The sequence below is a fragment of the Arthrobacter sp. U41 genome (assembly GCF_001750145.1).
GTDB lineage: Bacteria > Actinomycetota > Actinomycetes > Actinomycetales > Micrococcaceae > Arthrobacter.
This window is the reverse complement of the sequence record NZ_CP015734.1, coordinates 113,526-132,962: the sequence shown is the minus strand read 5'-3', so window position 1 is coordinate 132,962 and position 19,437 is coordinate 113,526. Positions and strand designations below refer to the sequence as shown.

21 protein-coding genes and 1 pseudogene are annotated in these 19,437 nt (G+C 59.7%); 9 read left to right on the top strand and 13 right to left on the bottom strand.

Features of this window, described 5'->3' with window-relative positions; translation table 11 throughout:
* Window positions 1-122: 122 nt before the first annotated feature.
* Entirely contained in the window at window positions 123-527 is a 405-nt protein-coding gene (locus tag ASPU41_RS21425; protein WP_069953082.1) for a VOC family protein, read from the top strand.
* Between the two features lie 55 nt (window positions 528-582).
* Here ASPU41_RS21425 and ASPU41_RS21420 read toward each other — a convergent pair whose 3' ends face one another.
* The 3 genes from ASPU41_RS21420 to ASPU41_RS21410 form a co-directional block, all read right to left on the bottom strand.
* Window positions 583-1,200 carry a recombinase family protein gene (locus tag ASPU41_RS21420; protein WP_069953081.1) on the bottom strand — a complete coding sequence of 206 codons (618 nt, stop codon included), beginning with the start codon at window positions 1,198-1,200 and terminating at the stop codon, window positions 583-585.
* A gap of 142 nt (window positions 1,201-1,342) precedes the next feature.
* Window positions 1,343-2,056, bottom strand: a complete 714-nt coding sequence (locus ASPU41_RS21415) for a plasmid pRiA4b ORF-3 family protein (protein WP_069953080.1) — start codon at window positions 2,054-2,056, stop codon at window positions 1,343-1,345.
* A complete protein-coding gene (locus ASPU41_RS21410; RefSeq protein ID WP_231941588.1) occupies window positions 2,053-5,019 on the bottom strand; it encodes a Tn3 family transposase in 2,967 nt (988 codons plus the stop codon). Before ASPU41_RS21410 ends, ASPU41_RS21415 begins: the two co-directional genes overlap by 4 nt.
* Before the next feature lie 231 nt (window positions 5,020-5,250).
* Here ASPU41_RS21410 and ASPU41_RS23910 point away from each other — a divergent pair, with 231 nt between their 5' ends.
* From ASPU41_RS23910 to ASPU41_RS22910, 8 genes are all read left to right on the top strand, one after another.
* Complete coding sequence (locus tag ASPU41_RS23910) at window positions 5,251-5,454, top strand: hypothetical protein (RefSeq protein ID WP_069953079.1); 204 nt, start codon at window positions 5,251-5,253, stop codon at window positions 5,452-5,454.
* A gap of 148 nt (window positions 5,455-5,602) precedes the next feature.
* Entirely contained in the window at window positions 5,603-6,556 is a 954-nt protein-coding gene (locus tag ASPU41_RS21400; protein WP_069953078.1) for an ABC-three component system protein, read from the top strand.
* A gap of 6 nt (window positions 6,557-6,562) precedes the next feature.
* Window positions 6,563-6,799, top strand: a complete 237-nt coding sequence (locus tag ASPU41_RS23905) for an ABC-three component system middle component 8 (protein WP_083266763.1) — start codon at window positions 6,563-6,565, stop codon at window positions 6,797-6,799.
* Entirely contained in the window at window positions 6,796-8,574 is a 1,779-nt protein-coding gene (locus ASPU41_RS21395) for a DUF2326 domain-containing protein (RefSeq protein WP_069953077.1), read from the top strand. The genes ASPU41_RS23905 and ASPU41_RS21395 overlap by 4 nt, the downstream gene beginning before the upstream one ends.
* A gap of 273 nt (window positions 8,575-8,847) precedes the next feature.
* Entirely contained in the window at window positions 8,848-9,384 is a 537-nt protein-coding gene (locus tag ASPU41_RS21390) for a hypothetical protein (RefSeq protein WP_069953076.1), read from the top strand.
* Window positions 9,347-9,613, top strand: a complete 267-nt coding sequence (locus tag ASPU41_RS24155; protein ID WP_442856265.1) for a DUF6527 family protein — start codon at window positions 9,347-9,349, stop codon at window positions 9,611-9,613. Before ASPU41_RS21390 ends, ASPU41_RS24155 begins: the two co-directional genes overlap by 38 nt.
* A gap of 1,072 nt (window positions 9,614-10,685) precedes the next feature.
* The gene (locus tag ASPU41_RS21385; protein ID WP_069953075.1) at window positions 10,686-11,822 is read left to right on the top strand and encodes a DUF262 domain-containing protein; all 1,137 of its coding nucleotides are present in this window, start codon (window positions 10,686-10,688) and stop codon (window positions 11,820-11,822) included.
* A gap of 6 nt (window positions 11,823-11,828) precedes the next feature.
* Entirely contained in the window at window positions 11,829-12,323 is a 495-nt protein-coding gene (locus tag ASPU41_RS22910) for a HEPN domain-containing protein (protein WP_157357184.1), read from the top strand.
* 114 nt (window positions 12,324-12,437) lie between these two features.
* On the opposite strand, the gene ASPU41_RS21380 is transcribed toward ASPU41_RS22910, so the two are convergent.
* From ASPU41_RS21380 to ASPU41_RS22405, 10 genes and pseudogenes are all read right to left on the bottom strand, one after another.
* Window positions 12,438-12,710, bottom strand: coding sequence for a hypothetical protein (locus tag ASPU41_RS21380; RefSeq protein ID WP_069953074.1), 273 nt, complete (start codon window positions 12,708-12,710; stop codon window positions 12,438-12,440).
* 43 nt (window positions 12,711-12,753) lie between these two features.
* On the bottom strand, window positions 12,754-13,128 hold the full coding sequence (locus tag ASPU41_RS21375; RefSeq protein WP_069953073.1) for a hypothetical protein: 375 nt from the start codon (window positions 13,126-13,128) through the stop codon (window positions 12,754-12,756).
* Between the two features lie 6 nt (window positions 13,129-13,134).
* Window positions 13,135-13,449, bottom strand: a complete 315-nt coding sequence (locus ASPU41_RS21370; protein WP_069953072.1) for a hypothetical protein — start codon at window positions 13,447-13,449, stop codon at window positions 13,135-13,137.
* A gap of 40 nt (window positions 13,450-13,489) precedes the next feature.
* Window positions 13,490-14,770, bottom strand: coding sequence for a Y-family DNA polymerase (locus ASPU41_RS21365; protein WP_197515889.1), 1,281 nt, complete (start codon window positions 14,768-14,770; stop codon window positions 13,490-13,492).
* Between the two features lie 27 nt (window positions 14,771-14,797).
* Window positions 14,798-15,229, bottom strand: coding sequence for a LexA family protein (locus ASPU41_RS21360; RefSeq protein ID WP_069953071.1), 432 nt, complete (start codon window positions 15,227-15,229; stop codon window positions 14,798-14,800).
* 1,023 nt (window positions 15,230-16,252) lie between these two features.
* The gene (locus ASPU41_RS23650; protein ID WP_231941585.1) at window positions 16,253-16,528 is read right to left on the bottom strand and encodes a helicase associated domain-containing protein; all 276 of its coding nucleotides are present in this window, start codon (window positions 16,526-16,528) and stop codon (window positions 16,253-16,255) included.
* Window positions 16,529-16,590: 62 nt separating this feature from the next.
* Window positions 16,591-16,656, bottom strand: a pseudogene (locus tag ASPU41_RS23645) (hypothetical protein); the annotation flags it as partial.
* A gap of 349 nt (window positions 16,657-17,005) precedes the next feature.
* A complete protein-coding gene (locus ASPU41_RS21345; RefSeq protein WP_197515884.1) occupies window positions 17,006-17,860 on the bottom strand; it encodes a hypothetical protein in 855 nt (284 codons plus the stop codon).
* Between the two features lie 4 nt (window positions 17,861-17,864).
* Window positions 17,865-18,941 carry a DNA adenine methylase gene (locus ASPU41_RS21340; protein ID WP_083266760.1) on the bottom strand — a complete coding sequence of 359 codons (1,077 nt, stop codon included), beginning with the start codon at window positions 18,939-18,941 and terminating at the stop codon, window positions 17,865-17,867.
* Between the two features lie 179 nt (window positions 18,942-19,120).
* Entirely contained in the window at window positions 19,121-19,363 is a 243-nt protein-coding gene (locus ASPU41_RS22405) for a hypothetical protein (RefSeq protein ID WP_083266759.1), read from the bottom strand.
* Window positions 19,364-19,437 lie beyond the last annotated feature (74 nt).

Below are 19,437 nucleotides of genomic sequence, written 5' to 3'. Positions count from 1 at the left end.
GCCTGTTGTCATTTTCCGAAGTCATCTGCACGAAATGTCCAAAGTCTTCTGCACGGCCCACTACATGTCCGCATGGGGATCGGTCTGCGGGCAGCTGTGATCGAGCATGAAAGACTCCCAATGTGAACACCCCTCCCACGGGATCCCTGCACCATATCGAGGTATGGGTCCCTGACATCGACCGCGCCAAGCAGGAATGGGGTTGGATTCTGCCCCGATTGGGATACTCCACTTACCAAAGCTGGGACTTAGGAATCAGCTGGCGACTTGATCAGACCTACATAGTGGCTGAACAGTCACCAGCCTTGAGCGGCCGAAAACACGAGCGCACAACACCAGGCCTCAACCACCTGGCGTTCCACGCCGGAAGCCCAAAAGACGTGGATGCACTTGTCGTGGAAGGCGCTCGTCACGGATGGATGCAGCTGTTCCAGGACAAGTACCCGCACGCTGGCGGCCCCGATCACTATGCTGCCTACCTCTTCAACTCAGACGGCTTCGAGATCGAGCTAGTAGCCGCCGGATAAGCAGAATGTGGGTGTCCGGTGAAGGATCCTTCACGGCCCAGTACTCCTGAACGTGTCATAAGGTTCCAGTGAGTTTGTGCTGCGTCGTGATTGGGGTGGCTGCCCGTGTTTGTTGGTGCCGGTACAGGGTGGCCCGGGACCAGCCGACCAGCTGGGCGGCCTGGTGCGCTGTTTTACCTTCGGAACGGGCCGTGGCGACGATCTGAAGCTTTTCGGCGGTCAGGGCGGGGTCGGTCACTGGGCGGCCGAAGATGGTCCCGGCGGCGCGGGCGGCAGCGATGCCGGCGTTGACGCGTTCTGTGATCAGTTCGCGTTCGTACTCGGCCAAGGTGGCAAGCATGTTCAACATCAGGCGTCCGGTATTGGTTTCCGGGTCAATGCCGTCGGCGATCGAGCGGACCATGATCCCCTTGTCCCGGAGCCCGTTGACGGTGCCCAGGACATCGAGCAGAGACCGGCCGAGCCGGTCGATGCGCCACACCACGATCGTGTCACCGCTTTGGGCGTAGCCCATGAGCTTTTGCATCCCGGGCCGGCTTTTGGCCTCCTTGCTTCCGGAGGTCACATCGGAGTAGATGTCCCGGGCCAGGACACCCGCAGCGGTGAGCGCGTCGCGTTGGAGCCGGTCGTCCTGGCCGGCGGTGCTGATCCGGGTGTATCCGAGAAGTGTCATGACCGCAGTCTGCCCCATAAACCCCTAAAGACGTGCCTGAGACACGTCGCGCTATGAGACGACTTGTCAAGACATAGCCGTTCCGTGGTACGGCGCGAAATTTTCCCTGTCTTCCTGGGGTCGGATCGGGTGTCTTGAAAATCTAAAGATTTCCAAGACGTTCCTCCCCGGGGTCGGGAGTGAATAGTTTCTCGAGGTTGGTGTTGACGGCGGCAAGATCGAAATATCCGGGGTCGAAGTTTTCTTCGCCACCGGATCGTTGGGCGGTCCCTTGCGCCCATTCCTGGAGCCATTGGGCGTGTTCCCGACCGGTTTCCTCGACGGCGTCGGGATTGGCCAGAGTATCGATGAGGTTTTGGTAGCCGTCGATTCCGCCGGAGTCTTCGAGCGGGCAACGCCGTTTACCCCGGGTCACCCTGGCGTGGGCATCGTTGTGGGTTTTCTTCACGGTTTCATCCCAGTCGATGCGGTGGGTCCAGCCGTCTCCGAAGTCGTATTCGTAGAACAAGGGGGTGGAGCCTTCATTGAGGATTTTCCCTACCCGGACGGTTTCTTCCGGGGCGTACCAGCCGTCATCGTCCTCAGCCCGCACGTAGACCGGGGCCCAGCTCCGGGCCGTGGAGGGTCGGCGTCCCGGCGTGTTCGGGTTGTGCTCGGTGAAGGAATGCAGGTGGGAATCTTCCCACCCCATAATCACCTGCAGGACGTCGTGGAATTCGTCCAGGTAGAGACTGGAATCGACCTCGAAGGCCCGCCAGATCTTCGGGTTCGACCCGAGCAGGGTGATTTTTCCCCTGATCAGTTTCCCTTTGCTCCGGGGAGTTACCCGCGCCGGGGCGGGGAGGTATTCATTCATGCCAGGACCTTCTCTTTCCTAGATGGTGCGGGCTCTGGTGTGCTGACCGGGTACTGCTGTCGACCCAGGCCCAGGTGGGTGTTCATGTCGAGGGTGAAGCGTCCGTAGGGGTTGATGTGGGTCAAGAACAGCGGGGTCAACCCGCGCCAGTCCTCAGCGGTGAGCAGGTCATGGAAGGCCGGATCCTCGAGGACTTCCTGCAGCATCAGCGTGTTGACCAGGACCAAGGATGACTGGAGGAGGTGGAGTGCGAGCATGGAGACTTCGGTGGTTTCCTTATCCGGGCCGGTCAGGTCCCGGTTCTTGCCGTAGAAGACGACGTCGTTGCCGCTGTTCCAGTTCTCCACCACCTGCAAACCGGAATTGATTTCCCGCCGCAGGCCCTCTTCAGCGAGGTAGTCCGCGGCGAAGATCGTGCGCACAGCCCTGCCAAGTTCCTCCAGGGCCTGGTAGGTGGGGTGTTTCGGGCCGCCGCGGGTGAAACGCCGCAGGATCGTCTCGGACTCCGCGGTGCCGAGCTTGAGCGCGGTGGCGTATTTGATCATCTGATCGTATTGCTGGCCGATGATCTCCCAATTAATCGGGCGGGACAGAACCGGGGTGATCTCGCCGTAGGCTTCTTCGTTGCTGGCGCGGTAGAGGCGGATCGAGCCGATGTTCTTCAACCTCGGCAACAGCTTGAAGCCCAGGAGCTCGGTGAAGGCGAACCCGACAATCGAGGCACCGTGGGTATCGACGTAGTTCGCCTCGATCTCGGCAGTGGTGTCGTGGCGAAGGACTCCTTCGATCATTGCCGCGACCTCGGACGAGGAACAGTTCTTCAGCTGGGAGTAGATACAGGTGGATTTCTCTTCGACGTGCCAGTAGATCATGACTCCGGGGCCTCCGTAGCGGTTGTGCCATTCGGTCATCAGGTTCGATTCCCAGGACCCGAACTTCTTCGAATCCGACGCACACGCGCTGCCTGTACCCCACCATGCCGGGTTCCTGGCCTCAAAGGTGGCATTGACGACTTTCACGATTGCCTGGCGGAGGCTGTCTTTGGTGATGAACGTCCGGCGCACATGCCGCAGCTCGCGCTCGGTCTCGGTATGGCCGCCGGCGTTCGCGATCGCTTTGATGCCCATATTCGTTCCCAACCCGAACAAACACATGAGCAGCCGCCGACGGAGCGTGTCCTGACCGAGGTTTTGCCGTGAAGAGATGGAAGTGAACTCTTCCGTGCACCCGGTCAGGAAGTCGGCCTCCTTGAAAACTTCCAGCAAATCCAGTGTTCCCCGCCGCCGGATCAGTTCGTCTTTGAGTTTGCCCAGGTTCGCCGGTTCAACTTGTTTTTCCAGTTTCGGCACCATGATCCATGGGGCACCCTTGCGTTGGGTGATCTTGACCCCGCCGGCCGTGTCAGCCAGCATCGCGCTGTCCAGATCCTCCAGCGCCCGGACCATCCGGGATCGCAGATCGTAAATGAAAGCCGAAGGATCCAACGGCTGACGAAGCGCCTCGTAGTGCAGTTCCCGGGATGCGTCGAAATCTTTCGGTAGATCCTCTTCCGGATCGCGCCACTTCCTGGCCCCCGTGACGAAGACTTCCCTCCGTCGCAGAGCATCGCGCAACGACACCAAGAGACACAGCTCGTACGGGATCCGCTCCACCCGCCCGTTCTCGTCAGTGACGGCGCCAGCCCAAGCCTTCGGCACCACACCAACCAGGGGAATCTGTTCATCAATGCTGAAGTACTGGGCCTTGCTCCCCGCCTCGGCATACTGTTTCAGCAGTGCGATGGCGGCCATGATGGGCCGGAACGCCGTGTTATGGCAGCGGAAGCGCAGCACCGACAGCAACGCCGGGAGCATCCGTCGGTAGTGGTTCGAATACGACCCCCGCAACACGGTCCGGACCTTGCCCTGGAACACCGTCTCGTTGGCTTTCGCTTCCTTCACGAGTTGCTGCAAGGTCTTCTCGCTCACCACCGGGAAAACCACGTCCCGGACCGTCTCATCCGGGTGTTTGACCGCTGTTGCGGCCAGCCGGAAGAGCAGCTCTGTCTTGCCCCGCACCCGCTTCAGATCCTCGGTGAGTTCCTTCTCGACCTTCTTCACCGCACTGGTATTGATCTTCAACACCAAAACGAGCAGCAGATCGACCAGGCTGTCCGTGATCTCCACTGTTCGTTGATGACACAACGCCGCGAGCAGCGTTAACCGCACAGGTTGGGGCGTGTCCCAGAAATCAGACGGATACATCCTGGCCGCCCTGGCGCGCCACGCGTTCACGACCTTCTCCGATGCCCCGGCAAACAAATCCGGCGGCAAATCCAATGCTTGAGCGGCAGAGAGCTTCTCCACCTCCGACAGCAAGGACTCCAAACCGGCAGGGCCAGGATCAGCCTTCAACACCGCCAGAAACGACCCAGCAGTGCCATCCGCGACCACCGCTTCCAACCGGGCCGCACCCGCCGGGCCAAGACGAGCAACGACGCCGGCGCAGAGCTCCTGCTCAAAAGCAGCTCTTGCCGCACCAACGATCCGCGAAGTTCGGGCAGGAGGCTCAATCTTCAGTTGTCGGCAACGGCCCGCCAAAGCCTCCGCCAGCGCGGCATCACGTACCTCCCTTGGGCATACGTCCTGCGCCAGCCAGTTTGCCAAGACGGCCTCGTCAGCGAGCGAAAACTCCCTGAACCCAAAAGCCTTGCGAATCTGCACACGATGGCGCTTGGACGTTCTGCCTGAAAAGTCATAAGCACCGAGCCCAGAAGCGGTCGTACCAAGCTGGTCAGCAACGTAGGACACCGAGCCAGCAGGAAAATCAGCTGCATCACGGGCGAAACGGCCCTCAAGCTCGAAGAACTTCAACAACATGACGAACCCGAGACCCTGCGCACCGGTCTTCTGCCCCAACAACCGTCGATCTACCTCTACAAGAGTCCAATCCGCCAACAGCTCATCAGAAAACCCACCGTCCATGCACTAACACTACCGACTGGCACCTTATGACACGTTCAGGAGTACTGGGCCTAGGAACTGAGACGACACCGTGTGGTCGTGCTCGCTGGGACATTGCCAGATCCGCGGGTAAGAAGCGTTTCGCGGCGACGTCCCGGCGGCGTTGCGCTGCATCCTGGTCGTCACCAAACTGGACCGGCTCACCCGCTCCCTCCCCGCCGCACTGAAGTCCAAGTCTTCACCAAACGGAACGTGAAGCTCAGCATCGGCGCATCCGTCCACGCCCCCGTCGGCCGGCGACTCTTCAACGTCCTGCCCACGGTCGCCGAATCCGAATTCGACCTCATCCGCGCCCGCACTCGCGAAGGCAAGGAGGTCGCCAAAACCAAAGGCCTACTCCCACTCACCCAACGCAAAATCACCACGAGCCATGAAGCCCACCTCGTCTCCCTATGAAGAGGAGGCCAAAACACCCCACGATCGCCGAGCTGATCAAAGTGGCCCGGACCGGGGTGCCCCGCGTAGGGCAGCCAACCGTTGACTAAGGACGCGCCACAGGATCTTGGATTCTGGGACACCACCGAAGTGTCGATACGATGAGCGCATGATTCCACTTGACGAACTTGGCGACGATCAATTCGAGAGTCTTGTCGTTGAGCTAGCCCGAAAGCTCTTGGGAGAAGGCGTGCAGGGCTTCACGAAAGGACGTGATGGTGGACGAGACGCGAGATTTGTGGGTCGTGCTGAACGATTCCCGAGCACCAGTTCCCCTTGGTCTGGAATCACCATCATTCAGGCCAAGCACGACAATGGCCTGAATGGGCACTTCGCTGAGGCGGCTTTCAGTGGAGCTACTCCGCACACCGTTATCTCGAAAGAGATTGTCCGGCTTCAGAACCTCGTTGCCCAGAACGACCTAGACAACTACTTGCTGGTCTCAAACCGCCGACTAGCCGGCGGTACGAACACGACAATTTGTCAGCGCATTTCTACCGAAGTCGGCCTTGAGATAGGCAATGTACACATTTGGGGTGGCGGAGACATCGCCAGGCTCATCGACAGGTTTCCCGATGTCATGGACCTCGCAAAAATACGGTGGGCCGATACACCACTAATAGTGAACAGCGCCGATCTTTGTGAGGTCATCATCGCGATCGCAGACGCGATCAAGGCGCCCGCAAATCCTGAGGACTCTCCCGTTGTTCCGCGCACATCCTATGAGGAGAAGAACGAACTCAACGGGATGACGGACGATTTTGCGCGCACTCTGGAGACTCAGTACCTTAAATTTACTGGTCAGATCCAGAAGTTCCTGAGCAAACCCGAGAACGATGAAGTACGTGAACGCTACGAGGACGCTGCAGACGAGTTCAGATTGAAAATTGTAGCCAAACGCGCTGAATACGATACCTTCGACCAAGTTTTCGTGTACCTAACAGATCAGCTGACTCGTCGAGATCCCGTCCTTTCGACACGCGTCAGCGCCCGCCTCGTCCGGACCGTGATCTTTCATATGTACTGGTTTTGCGATATCGGCTTGTCGGCTTCGGAGGTGTGACAAACCGTGTTGATACCCAACAAACATTCTCACCCAGATCGGACGCCCATCGCCGTGGCAGTCACACTTCTCCCTCAGGTTAGAAGAAAGCGTAGCGTCCCGTTCAATGAATTGCGTGATTTCCTTAAAGGCCGAATGCCTGAAGGGGATTTCCTATTCGGTTCCGCGATGGATGTCCTGTATTTACTCGGCTTAGTAGAATACCGAAGCAAATCCGATTTATTTGAGTATGTGGGACCGTGAAACTGCGGAAAATATACTGCAATATCCCCGATATATTTGGTCCGGTGGTCTTCAACGATGGTCTCTCGCTTGTCATCGCCGAGATCCGACTTCCCGAAAATCAAGACAAGGTCACCCACAACCTGGGCAAGACAACTCTGGGACAGCTCGTAGATTTCTGCCTCCTCAAGAAACGACACCCAAAGTTCTTTCTCTTCAAGCATGAGGACCAGTTCTCGGATTTCATTTTCTACCTCGAAATTGAAGCAGATTCCGGCGAGTACATCACGATTGCCCGGTCCGTTCGAATGGCATCGAAAATTGGCTTCTTACGAACCGCGGCACCGCTTGACGACGCGACGGAGATTTCTCCGGACGACTGGGACCACACGGGGCTTGCCTTTGAACGGGCCAAGGCGCTACTTGACGCTTGGTTAGGACTTACTGCTCTAAAGCCGTGGGACTACCGCAAGATGATTGGGTATCTTCTTAGAGAGCAGGACGACTACAGTGACGTGTTCCAGCTGGGCAAGTTTGCTGGCAAACACAGCGATTGGAAACCATTCGTCGCGCACATATTAGGCCTCGACGCCGGGATTGTAGCCGATCTCTACCAAGTCAGAGATCAGCTTGACGAATCGAACAGCCGCTTGCAGACACTCGTCCGGGAATGGGGTACGGCCGACACTGACACAACTGAGCTCGATGCGCTCATCTCCCTAAGGGAAAATGAGCTCACCCGTCGCCAGGCTGCGCAGGACGCTCTAGACTTCGCTGAATCGGACGCCGAAGTCTCCGAGGAACTTGTTGAGGATATAGAATTTCGTATTGCGTCTCACAATGAAGAACGATACCTGCTCCAGCGCGAAGTAGAGCGGATAAGTCGGTCCCTGGAAGAAGAATCCATACTCTTCCGGCCTTCGGAGGCGGAACGCATCTTCCGCGAAGCTGGTGTTGTCTTTGGTGATCAGATTCGGCGAACATATGAACAACTCATAGAATTCAACCGCCAGATCTCATCTGAGCGCTCGTCTGCTCTACGTCGAGAACTAACTCTGTCGAAGGATCGAATAGAAACGATCGACAGGGGACTCTCAGAACTGAATGAAACCAGAGCTAGCTCTCTCTCTTACCTTCGAGAGACCGAAACTATGCAGAAGTTCAGGTCGCTTTCACAGGAGATTTCGACGCTTGAAGGACAGCTGGGTGTTCTCCAAGAGAAGAGAAAGTCGGCGGCCAGGCTGACCACTCTGCGCCAGGATGTGCGGGAGCACGAGCAGTCTGCGAATGCTCTTCAGACAAAAGTCGAAAGGAACATCGCGGCATCGAGTACTTCCAAAAAGAGTACCTTCTCCGTGGTGCGCGGCTACTTTAGCGAGATCATCCACGAGGTACTTCATGAGGATGCAATCCTCGGTGCGCGTTTCAACGACTCCGGCGGCCTCGATTTCTACGCCGAGTTTCTAGACGCCAAAGGAATGGCGACAAGCGCCGACAGGGGAACCACTTACAGGAAACTGATGTGCATCGCCTTCGACCTGGCCATCCTCCGCGCCCATATTAACGTCCCGTTTCCACGATTCGTCTACCACGACGGCGCCTTTGAAGCGCTTGAGAGAAGACCGAAGGAGAACTTGCTGCGGGTCCTGCGTTCCTACGCGAATTTGGGACTGCAGCCCATTGTCACCGCACTCGCTGGGGACCTGCCTAGCGATGGCCCGATTGACGGAGAGGTCGTTTCCATGCTGCACGACGAAGGCCCTTCTGGTCGTCTCTTCCGATTCGAATCGTGGTAGATCGCCCAGCCGGGTAACTGCTAGCCCTGCATCCGCGCGGCTTCATTTGAACGGAATCGCCGATAACAGCGCATACGTTCCCTGTTCGAAATCGTTACCCGCTGCTTTTTGGGTGCTGACGTGATTTCAGGGAGTTCTGTCGCCGTGCGTGGACGGACCGCTGAAGGCGATGAGTCGTCGGCAGCCCATGTGCGGCGGATAGGTGATGTCTAAGGCAAGCGGGTGATCCCCTGTCGGTAAGCTTTCAGAACGAGTGCATACGGACGGGGAGATTTGAACGAGTTGCTTTCAGGTCCGGTTATTGCAGCCGGCGTTTCAGTAATCGGACTGCTGATCTCCGTGGTTTTGGTTCACCGGTTGACCCTGCTCCGCGAAGACCGAGCCGACCAGCGCGCAGTTCAGCGTGAAGCGGCGTCCGCCCTCACCGAGGCTCTGCAGGATATCCGCCGGGTCGTCGAACGCTCCGCCATTGAACCCGTTCAGCCCCGGGACATCTCGGAGGCAGTCTCCTCATGGGAGACTGCCTACCGCAAGTACGTAACCCGCCTGCCGTCTGCGGGCCGTCATGCTAGACGTAGCGTCGCAGCCGCTTTGGGAGAGCACTTTGGTGCTGTCGGTTGGTCCAATCTCTTTCCCGAAGACGCCGATTTTGAGGTCTCGAGGCATGACCCAATTTGGTGGGAAAATGCTGATTCCTATCTCAGCTACCTGATTAGTCGCTTTTCCGTTTGGTACGACAACCCGCGCGCCGCCAACAAGAGGCCAATCCTAAATTTCGACGCCTGGCTCGCACGACGCCAGGCCAATTGAGCGGGAGGGTGACTCACTTGCTCACGACTGCCCAATCGTTCAGGATGGGGGCACGAGCAAATGGCTCGCCTTCGATTGCCCATGCCGGGAACGCCACCGTGTGTTGATAAATCTTGATAACCGGCGACACCCATCATGGGTTGTCACTGCTGCGGCACCGCTGACGGTCTCCCCCAGCGTGGACGGGACCCGCGCTGGGAGGCGATGCCACTACATCATTCGGGCCTGACGCATCCGGTGGATCCACGCGCAATGAGAGGCACGCTTTGGGCGAACGCCGATAACAGCTCCCATGACGATGGCCGCTCAGCTGACGTGGACTCCGGTGCGTCGGACAGCTTCGGCCAGGTCGGGATCAGTCGCTAAGAATTCGGAGCCAGTGCACGCGCAGCCATTGTTCGGCTCCGCAACGAAGCCGGCCCAGCAGTAGTCGGGGGTCGAGGACCAATGCTCGGGAAAGTCACGCTAAGCCGGTGGGGCCCAGGTAGTAGAGGTTCTGGTCGGCACCGCTGTTACGCCGGGTCACGGCGTTAGGGTGGGGCGTCGTCCGATGCTTGTTTTGTGGAGGTGATCGTGGAGCGCGGGGCCTGAAGCAGATCGGCGACGAGCTGGACGGTGTGGTTCGAGGCATCGGACGGTCACTGGTTGGAGACTGCACCGGAGTTGGTTGCGATCACCGGCGCCGATTCGCGACGAGGTCCGGATCGGCGTCGTTTAGGAAAAAACCGCTCCAACACCGACTAGACAGGGGCCTGCGCGGCCGGCGTGTAGTGCTTACCCTCTTTGGATCGTTCACCGCCGGGCAGCGAGTTCACGTACAGCTGCCCGAGCGTTTCGGGAGTTACACCCGAAGCCACGTCGTCCAGGGACGATTGGGGCAGCTCAGCAGGAGGGAGAGCGCTTAGCGCCTGCGTTACGTCAGCCCATTTTCCGGTGATTCCCGCTTGTGAGGCCTTGGTCGCCCACCAAGCACTTACAGAGCCCAGTACCTGTTCTGTCCGGGGCAGCATGAACGAGTCGGCACGGAATCTCAGGTCTGTCGCTGTCTGAACGGACATGGGGCTCCTGCATCTTCTTCGTTCAACACTGAGGACCCACTGCGGCTTCTGCAGCAACGCGGGCAACTGTCGCGGGGAATCGTCCCGCCTACAACCGGTGGGTATCGTTCTGGCCTTCACGGTGGCTCTGATCTCGTTGACGCAGGCACCCCGGTCTTTTTGTCCCATGTAAGAAGCAAGGGAGGACGATCATCCGTTGGTTCGCAGCCAGCAACTAGGCGCGCTCACCGCTACTCTGATGTGATGACTGAGCATTTGTCCCAAACCGCGCGCCCAAGCCAAGGGGTCCTATCTGATCCAGATATCACTGAGGAAGAGCTTGAGGACGAAAGCGCACCAGATCCGGACCCGACTCAAGTGTCTTACACGAGTACGGACTTTGACGTCGAAGGCCTCGTGCGGCGGCTCCAGCGTAACGACATCATCATTCCGACGTTCGGTGACGACTACGCAGATGACTCCATAGAGACCGCTCGCTTCCAACGCCAGTTCGTATGGACGAAAACGCAAATGGACAGGTTTATTGAGTCTCTGCTGCTGGGGTATCCGATTCCCGGCATCTTTCTTGTACAACAAACGGATCGCCGTTATCTGGTACTGGATGGGCAGCAACGTCTGAGAACGCTAAGGGCGTTCTGTCAGGGAGTGGTTCACAAGAAGGAGTTCTCTCTTCAGTCGGTGGCTCAAAGGTTTCGTGGCTTGACCTATGAGACGCTGCCGGCCGAGCAGCGGCGCCAGGTCGACAACACATTCATTCAAGCGACGATTGTGCAAACGCAACCGACTGCGGAGTCACTGGATGCGGTGTACCAAGTATTTGAACGACTCAACTCTGGGGGTACACAGTTAACCCCCCACGAAATTCGGATCGCTCTATATGCCGGTGACTTCGTGTCCTGGCTGACGAAGTTGTCAGAATCTGAAGAGTGGCGGGCTCTCTACGGTCGCCCACCGCTGCACATTCGCGATCAGGAGTTGATTCTTCGGATTATTGCTCTTGGCGTCACTCCGGGGACGTACAGGCGGCCGTTGAAGAAATACCTTAACGACGTCATGGCCGCCCACCGAAATCTGGGCGACATCGATACTGAGGACATCGAATACCGCTTCAAGGCCGCGGCGAGACTGCTCCTCACAGGACCTGGACAGTCGGTTCTTCGTCCAGGCGGGAGTGCCGTCAATGCGGCTTTGACGGAAGCACTGTTCGTGGGGTTGATGAGGCGGCTGGAACTAAGTTCTCCATCACCGGCGGAGGTGACTGCCGCGATACCGCCGTTGATGCAAAACAGCGAGATGAGCGCGGCTATCGGGCGGTCCACTGCGGATGAAGAGAGCGTTCGCAAGCGTTTGGCCCTTGCTACTCGAGCCTTTGCTAACTGATGTTCCATGGCTAAAATCTGGCCTCCCTGGGAGGTTACGTCGTCGAGATCCAACTTGGATCAACTCCGCGAGGTCGTAGAAGACATCAATAAGGACCTCCCCCCGGAAGCTGTTGGTTGGTTGGCGAGGCTATTGGTTCTTAGGAGCTGCGGTCATCTGGAACAAACGGTCATGCAGTGCGCCCGCGGGTATATAGAAGGCAAGTCCGGTGGCCCCGTGAAGTCGTTTAGCCTCACGTGGTTGACCAGATCGCGCAATCCATCGCTTTCGGCTCTTAGAGAGCTAGCCGAGAGATTTGAACCAGCATGGGGAGAAGATCTTGATGCCTTCCTCGGAGAAAACGACGAAGCGCTTCGTACTCAGTTATCGAACTTGGTCGCTTTCAGGAACAAAATTGCCCATGGGGAGAACCAAGGGGTGAACCGGGAAAAAGCATTGGCGCTGAGCACGGCTGCAGAGGAAATCGCCGACTGGTGGATACGAACTCTCAACCCCGGCTAGGGGTGGCGGAGTGGGTGCCGTTTGGGCCGTATTAACGGGCTCCGATCAGACTGACATAGTCAGGTGTCAATCGTGCCGGTGATTTCCACCTGAACACCTCATGCCTGCCGGAACTTACACGGATTCCAGTGCGTCTACCTCGGCGGCGTCCAGCAGAGCTGTTGAGTCTGCGCCGGTGGCCCGGCCCAGGTCGTCCAAGGCCCTGAAATGGACCCGGGCGACGGCAATGGCCACCAGCTCCAGGTAGGCGGTGCCGTTACCTTGTTCCAGGTCGCTCAAGTATTCGTGCGTGCGCCCGTCTAAACCGCCGGGTCCCTCGGCCTCTTTCGCGGCGAGGCGCGTCAGCGTGAGGGCTGCCAGGTCAGCGTCGTCGTAAATAAGTCCCATGGGCCAACGCTACGCACCTAACCTGTTCGGTCAAGAGGCTGCACTACCGCCAGCGGAAGGCTTCCAGAGCGCGAAGCAGGGGGGAGCAACTGTTCTTGAGAAGGTCAACGGGGCGGGCTCCGGCAAGTTCCCTGGATGGCGTGACCATCCAGAGGGTGAAGTAGTTATGCGGAATGTCCAGCTCCATGGCTCTGCGGAAGAGTGCTGTGACGGGTGGCTGGAGCTGTCCGCGGGGGAGGAACTGGAATCCCGGGCAGAAGGTCCCGTCGTCAATGAAGACGCGGACGAGCTGGCGCATGACCGGTTCCGGGTCTTCCATAAGCTCGGAGAGCCGGCGATGCACCTGCGCGAGGGTCGGCAGCGTGAACTCCGTCCGGACGCCGGCCCAGGTCTGATCATTGATGGTTTGAGGGGTCACTGTGGCCTAGTCGCTGATGCTTTCCAGCAGCCACTGGGGGGAGAGTGGATTCCGGCGCACCGTGAATGTCCGCAGCGCGGAGCTGCAGCCCAGGCGGACCTGGACGCGCCAGTATTCGATGCTGACCAGGTCGCCGCTGCCGACGGCTGCCGTGCGGCGGGTGTCCCACCAGGCGTCCCGTCCGTACCAGTGTTGGGAGTCGGTGTCGGGATCGACAAGCCAGATCTGTCCGTCGTGGCGGATGGCGAGGGGTTTACCTGCCGGGTCGGTCCGGACCTGCAGGTCGTGGGTCTGCGGGGAGGTGTCGGTGATGGTGCTCATGCGTGGCGTTTCTTCCGTGATTCTGCTGTCTTGCGGTGGTTTAGGCGGCTTTGACGAGGGGGAGTTCGTCCCAGTGGGTGGTGTAGCGGGGGGAGAGCATGTCCCGCTTCATGGTCCATTCCGGGCCGCTGCGGATACCGGCATGGCCCAGGCCGATGAAGCCGCGCCCGTACCGGCGGATGACATCTTCGAGAAGTGAACCGAGGTGGCGTTCCTCGTGCGGGTTTTCGAACAGGGCCAGGGGTGCCTGGTTGCCGCTGAGGCGCAGGTCGGTGACCATGATCCCAGCCCTGGCGTACCGGATGCCCTCCACGATGCGGGGAAGGAGCGCGTAGGCTGCTTTGGTGAGGATCACCGGGTCGGCGGTCGGCATCGGCAGGGTCACACTGACGGAGGGGTAGGAGGTGTCTTTCGGGTTGAAGTAGGAGGTCCCGGCGAATGCGGTGAGGACTTTGGCTTGGAGTCCGTGTCTGGCCAGCCGTGCCGAGGCCTGCTGGCCGTAGACGCTCATGACCTGCCGGATCCCGTCGGCGGTGGTGATGGGGGTGGCGAAGGAGCGGGAGAAGATGAGCTGGTCCCGGCCGATCCGTTCTTCCTCCATCGGGATGCAGGGGGTTCCCTGCAGTTCCAGGACGGTGCGCATCATGACCACGGAGAAGCGGTCCCGGATCATCACCGGGTCCGCCCGGGACAAGTCCAGAACGGAGTGGATGCCGAGGGCGTTGAGGCGTTTGGTCAACCGGGTGGCGACACCCCAGACCTCAATGACGGACAGACGCCGCATCAGCCCTTCTCTCTCGGCGGCGGGGACGGAGTCCCAGTGGCAGACCCCGGAGAACGCAGAGTTGTTCTTCGCCCATTTGTTCGCCAGCTTCGAAATCGTCTTCGTGGGTCCGATGCCGACGCAGACGGGCACGCCGACGTTGCGCCGCACGGCTGTCTTCATCGTCCGTCCGAGGGCGAGGAGTTCGTCGGGGGTGCCTTTGACGCCGAGGAAAGCCTCGTCGATGCTGTAGACCTCCAGCCAGGCCGAGTACCGGCCCAACAGCTCCATGACCCTGGCGCTGATGTCCCCGTAAAGCTCGTAGTTACTCGAGAGGGCGACGAGTCCCCATTCCTTGGCGCGGGGTGCGAGTTTGAACCACGGCTCGCCCATGGCGATGCCCAGGGCTTTGGCTTCGGGGGAGCGGGTGACGGCGCAGCCGTCGTTGTTGGAGAGGACGATGACGGGCCGGCCCTCCAGGGCGGGGTTGAAGGCCCGCTCGGCCGAGGCGTAGAAGCAGTTCACGTCCACGTGCGCGATCTGCGGCAGCTGCCGCATGACCGCCGGTTTAGACACGTCCGGGCCCTAAAGGTGGTGGAGGCATCGGGTTACGACGCCCCACACCACCAGATCGGATAAGGACGGTACCCGGATATCCGGGTACGCGGGGTTCTCTGCCTGCAGCACGACCCCGGTACCCGTGATCCGCAGCCGTTTGATGGTCAGCTCCCCGTCCAGGACCGCGACGACCACGGACCCGTCCACCGGTTCCAGGGCGCGGTTGACGATCAGTTCATCGCCGTCGCTGATCCCGGCGCCGGTCATGGAGTCCCCGGACACCCGCACCACGTAGGTGGACGTGACGTCCTTGATCAGGTGCTCATTCAGGTCGATCCGCCCGTCGAAGTAGTCCTGCGCGGGCGAGGGATACCCGGCCGCGACAGCGACCGGAGAGATCAGCACCGACAACAACGACGCACCCGCATCTATCACGCGGGGACCAACAAGAACGCCCACAACACACCTTTTATTCGAATATATCTTCGAATAATCATAGCGCTCAGCACTGACAGAAGAACTATCGACCTGTGGGATCGGCCTCCGGCGGGGGCCGGGTTGCACGCCAGTGGGGACAGCCTGAGCTGTGCGGAGGGCTCCGCCTGACCCCCAATGGGCACAACCCGGCGAAACGGTGCGCTGCGGCTCTGATTCGGTTTGGGGACGGCCTCCGTGGCTCCACGCTGCGGGATATGCCAAGGCGGCCATGGTCCACCGGGTTCACTCCGGAAGATCTGGTTGACAGGGTGAAAAGGTGGTCCTGGATTCTTAGTGTTTTACGTCCGTTTCCGGGCTGGTCATGTTTGACATTCATGCTGTTGCTGTTTCATTTGAGCGGCTCTGCCGCCAGGATTCAGGAGGCCACGATGACGAAGACACCACTGGAAGATTTCCTCAATGAGTGCCTCGCCGCAGATCCGGACGGGGACGGTCTCAGCGTGGAGGAACTGTATGGCTTGTACCTGAGCTGGTGCGGGCTCGAAAGGTGTGCACCCGTGGGTGGCAGGGCGTTCAGAGCCGGTTTGTGCGCAGCCAATGTCGGCATTGAAGACCGGGGACGACGGTGCCCGGGTCTGAGGATGACCGGCCCGGCAGCGTGCGATTACCTTGTCCACCGCGAACTGCCGCTCGCCGTGCTGGACGCCCCTGTCGGACGTCCTTCACTGATCTCACACCCGGTCCCTGAACGCGTCGCGCCGCTTCCGGGCCGCCCGGCCGGGGCCTCTGCCGCGCCGTGCCGGCTGCCTGAGGTGTCCGCGGCCCGGTCATCGACGCCCTATGTCCGGGACTGGTATCCGGTTGATCGCCCGCTGGCAGCAGCGCGGTAGTTGGCGGGCGTATGAGGAAAGCCTCCGCGCTAGTCCAGGACTCAAACGCGGAGGCTCCCGGCTCTCCAAGCTGGGGGACTGGAGAGCCGATATGAGTCTACTGGCAGGGGGTGAGGTCATGACCGCTGGCCGGCAGGGAGGCGCGACTTCCCGTTTATCGCCGGGGAGGGCGGCCCCGGGTCCTGCCCGCCTGCCATCCGGGAACGGCGGCGTCCAGGAGCTGGACCTTCACGGGGTCGAGGTCGGTCCGGCGCCGTTTGTACCGCTGGGTGTGGATCCACACCCCGAGCGTGTGTTCACGCTCTGACTCAAAGTCGTGGTGGCGGGGCCAGTCGTTGCCCTCGGCGCGGAAGTCCACGAGCTCGGCGAGCCGGTCATGCCACCGCGCTTCATCCGCCGCTTCCCGGCGGTTTTCGGCCCACCCCGGCACCCGGGCAAGACCGTTGACTTCGCCCCGGAGAGGACGGCGCAGATTGCCAGGGCCAGGATTCCCGTCAGCCCGTACCGGATGCCCCGGCGTTTCCTGGGATCCGGGACGGAATCCAGGACGGCCCGCATCGTGCCGGGCGTCACGGCCGGCTTCGCCTGTGCCGGCATGTCCTCCAAGTGGCGTGCGAGGGCCTGGATGGGGGAAGATGGCATGAAGGAACTCCTGCTAAGCGGCGATCTAGACAATCACCTGTTTAACAGGAGTTCCCCTTCTTTAAAAGCACCCACCGGCACGTGTCAGCGCCCCTCCGCCAGACTTGCCCGACGACTTTGCATCAGCCCTGGTATATGGGCCCTGACCTATGTCCGTGTAGGCGCCGCCGCCCGTACCCGCGTGTTGGTCGCTTTGCCAGGCATTGTTGTTCAATGTTTGAGGCTAGACGGCGACAGTGACGATCCATCACATGTGCGATGCGGTCTAGTCTTTGGTCATACGAAGGATTGCAGCTGCCTCTGCTAAGTCGTCTTGGAATTGCCCAAGCGAGGCGAGCGTGTACATGCCATTGATTTGGCCCGATGACCAGAGGTTGTAAATCCGGCGGAGGTCGTTGATGCGCCCTTTCCAACCGATGCCGTCGATGACGGCGAACACGAACTGGGTTGGCTTCCGTACCAAAGCCATTTCTTCTATCTCGCGGACGGCGTCTGTAAGCTTGCTTCCTGTTGAGCCGAAGGATTTAGCGGCGACCACTATTTGAGCTGCAGAATCGCCGGCGGGGAGTGCGAGGTCGCAGGGAGCGCTGGCGGTCCGTCCCTCAAATCTGCATCGGGTCTGATAGGGCAGGCCAAGACTCTTGGCAATTTCTTCAATTTCGTCTTCCAGCTGCCTGCCAGCCTGGCCTGCACGGGTTGCTAGGGCTCTTGTCCCTGCTCGCGCGACCAGAACATCTCCAAAGTCATACTGGCGGCCACGCTGGGACTCCAAGAGGCTCAGCAGTGAATATTCTGCTTCCATGTAGTCCACTAGTCCGACAGGATTTTCCCGGGCCGCCTTGGGAAAGGCGGGCGAGCCGAGGCCATGACGAAGGCTGTTTCTCAGTGCTTCCTGCGAAAGGCCCACTACAAGGCCTAAGACACCAACCCCGGTACCTCGCGGTTGCTCGGCGACCCAGGCTGCGAGTGATTCCCGGGTGATTGACTCCAGAGCGGCAAGCCCTTCTGCGGCCGCTTTGATAAGCCGGCCTTCTTCGTTCTCCAGTGTGGGATCGACATGGGAGGTAAGAGCGCCGAGGGAAGCTACGTACTCCTCGAAGCTTGGTATAGCAGTAGGCACGCTGTCAGTCTCTCCCGATGAAAATGTATTCCTGGACGGACCGCCGTGCTGCCGTGGAGTGGGTTCCGAAGTGGTACTGGTGATCAATCATGCGTACTTCGACATTGGGTTTCACAGTGCCAAGCAGTTCTTTGATCCTGGCATCGCCGGGCAGCGCGTTGGATGAGTAGGACATCACTATTGCGCCGGCATCTTTGAATTTGTCGAACGTTCGCTCCAGCGCATCTTCGATGGTGCGTTTGTTGGCGAAAACCGAAGCCTGTTTGGGGATCTTCTTGGTCTTGGTCTTCTGCATGATTTCGCGTCCTACCCAGTAGTCCGATAGACCTTCCAGGAAGTGGTACCTCTTTGTGTAGTCGGCATCGTCAGTGGGCGGTGCGTAAGGGGGGTCCAGGTAGACGACGTCGTAGTCTGTCTTGGCCAGATCGAAAACATCGCCCGTGACTGCCCTGCCCTCTTGACCGGCGGAGAACACGGCTGCGTTGTACTCTGCAGCGCGTTCCCGGAAGTGGTCGCGCAGAGGCAACGATAGGTCCCGTCGGCCATCGTCATAGTGGGAGAGGTCTCCGGAAATGGTGAATACGCCACGCGGCTGCTTTCTTGCAGCAGAGAGGATGAGCGCGGCAAGGGCAATATCCCGCTCAAAGCCGGTCATGGAATCAATGTGTGACCAGGCAGAGTCGAGGAATACGCGATCGTCTTCGGCGAAAAAGACATCCCTAAAGGTTGTCTGGATGAAGTTCCGACTGTCTGCTGCTGGGCCACAGATGGTGGCGATCACTTCATCGGTCAAGAGGGTGGTGTCGTTCACCATGGACGCGCGGGAGATCACCGATGGGAAGTGGAGATAGTCATTGGTGGTGACGGCGTAGCCCATGGCTTTTGCGAGGTATCCGACGAATCCGGAGCCACTGAACGCATCAAGAAAAGTGGTCCCGCCAATCTCGTTAAAGACGGTTCCGAGGTGGGGCGCGAGCTTGTACTTGGAGCCCATATACCGAAGCCGCGGGTAGGTCGCCGCTCGCGCAAGCGCGGCAACCCGGCTTCGCATAGGTGACTCTAGTTCGACTGCGGTGCTCATACGACCCATTCCTCCGGATACCAGTGAGGACTCAAATACGTTGCGTGTCGCGCGTTTTGAGCCCAGTACGAGACTACCGTCTGGAGACGACAAAGCTTTGCCACTGTGCCTCGAAGGCCGGCCATGGCGCCAGGTAGAAATCAGGCTCCCGGGTGGGTGCAACGCGTTCGTATCCTTCGTTACCCAGGCCCGCCAACGCCCGGCCAGTGGACGCCAACAGCAACGCTTGGACGAAGCAATCGGAGCGCAGCCCTTTGGTCTGCGGCGCCGAAATTACGTGTCCGAGGCCAGCCGGTAGCCGCCAGTGCTCGATGCTCATCATTGGCATTGGCATTGGCATTGGCATTGGCATTGGCATTGGCATTGGCATTGGCATTGGCATTGGCATCGGCATCGGCATCGGTGCGTCTCGCTTCCCACAAGAGTCCCTACTGAAACAGAACCAGGTGTACCGGTTCGGTTCAGGTACCTCGTGAGGCTTGTGAGAGTCTTCACG

Excerpts from the sequence above, each read along its gene's own strand:
- ASPU41_RS21385 (WP_069953075.1), top strand. The coding sequence starts at position 10,686 with ATGACTGAGCATTTGTCCCAAACCGCGCGCCCAAGCCAAGGGGTCCTA.
- ASPU41_RS21420 (WP_069953081.1), bottom strand. The coding sequence starts at position 1,200 with ATGACACTTCTCGGATACACCCGGATCAGCACCGCCGGCCAGGACGAC.
- ASPU41_RS21340 (WP_083266760.1), bottom strand. The coding sequence starts at position 18,941 with ATGAGCACCGCAGTCGAACTAGAGTCACCTATGCGAAGCCGGGTTGCC.
- ASPU41_RS21410 (WP_231941588.1), bottom strand. The coding sequence starts at position 5,019 with ATGGACGGTGGGTTTTCTGATGAGCTGTTGGCGGATTGGACTCTTGTA.
- ASPU41_RS21365 (WP_197515889.1), bottom strand. The coding sequence starts at position 14,770 with ATGCGGCAGCTGCCGCAGATCGCGCACGTGGACGTGAACTGCTTCTAC.
- ASPU41_RS21400 (WP_069953078.1), top strand. The coding sequence starts at position 5,603 with ATGATTCCACTTGACGAACTTGGCGACGATCAATTCGAGAGTCTTGTC.
- ASPU41_RS22910 (WP_157357184.1), top strand. The coding sequence starts at position 11,829 with ATGGCTAAAATCTGGCCTCCCTGGGAGGTTACGTCGTCGAGATCCAAC.
- ASPU41_RS21370 (WP_069953072.1), bottom strand. The coding sequence starts at position 13,449 with ATGAGCACCATCACCGACACCTCCCCGCAGACCCACGACCTGCAGGTC.
- ASPU41_RS21380 (WP_069953074.1), bottom strand. The coding sequence starts at position 12,710 with ATGGGACTTATTTACGACGACGCTGACCTGGCAGCCCTCACGCTGACG.
- ASPU41_RS21415 (WP_069953080.1), bottom strand. The coding sequence starts at position 2,056 with ATGAATGAATACCTCCCCGCCCCGGCGCGGGTAACTCCCCGGAGCAAA.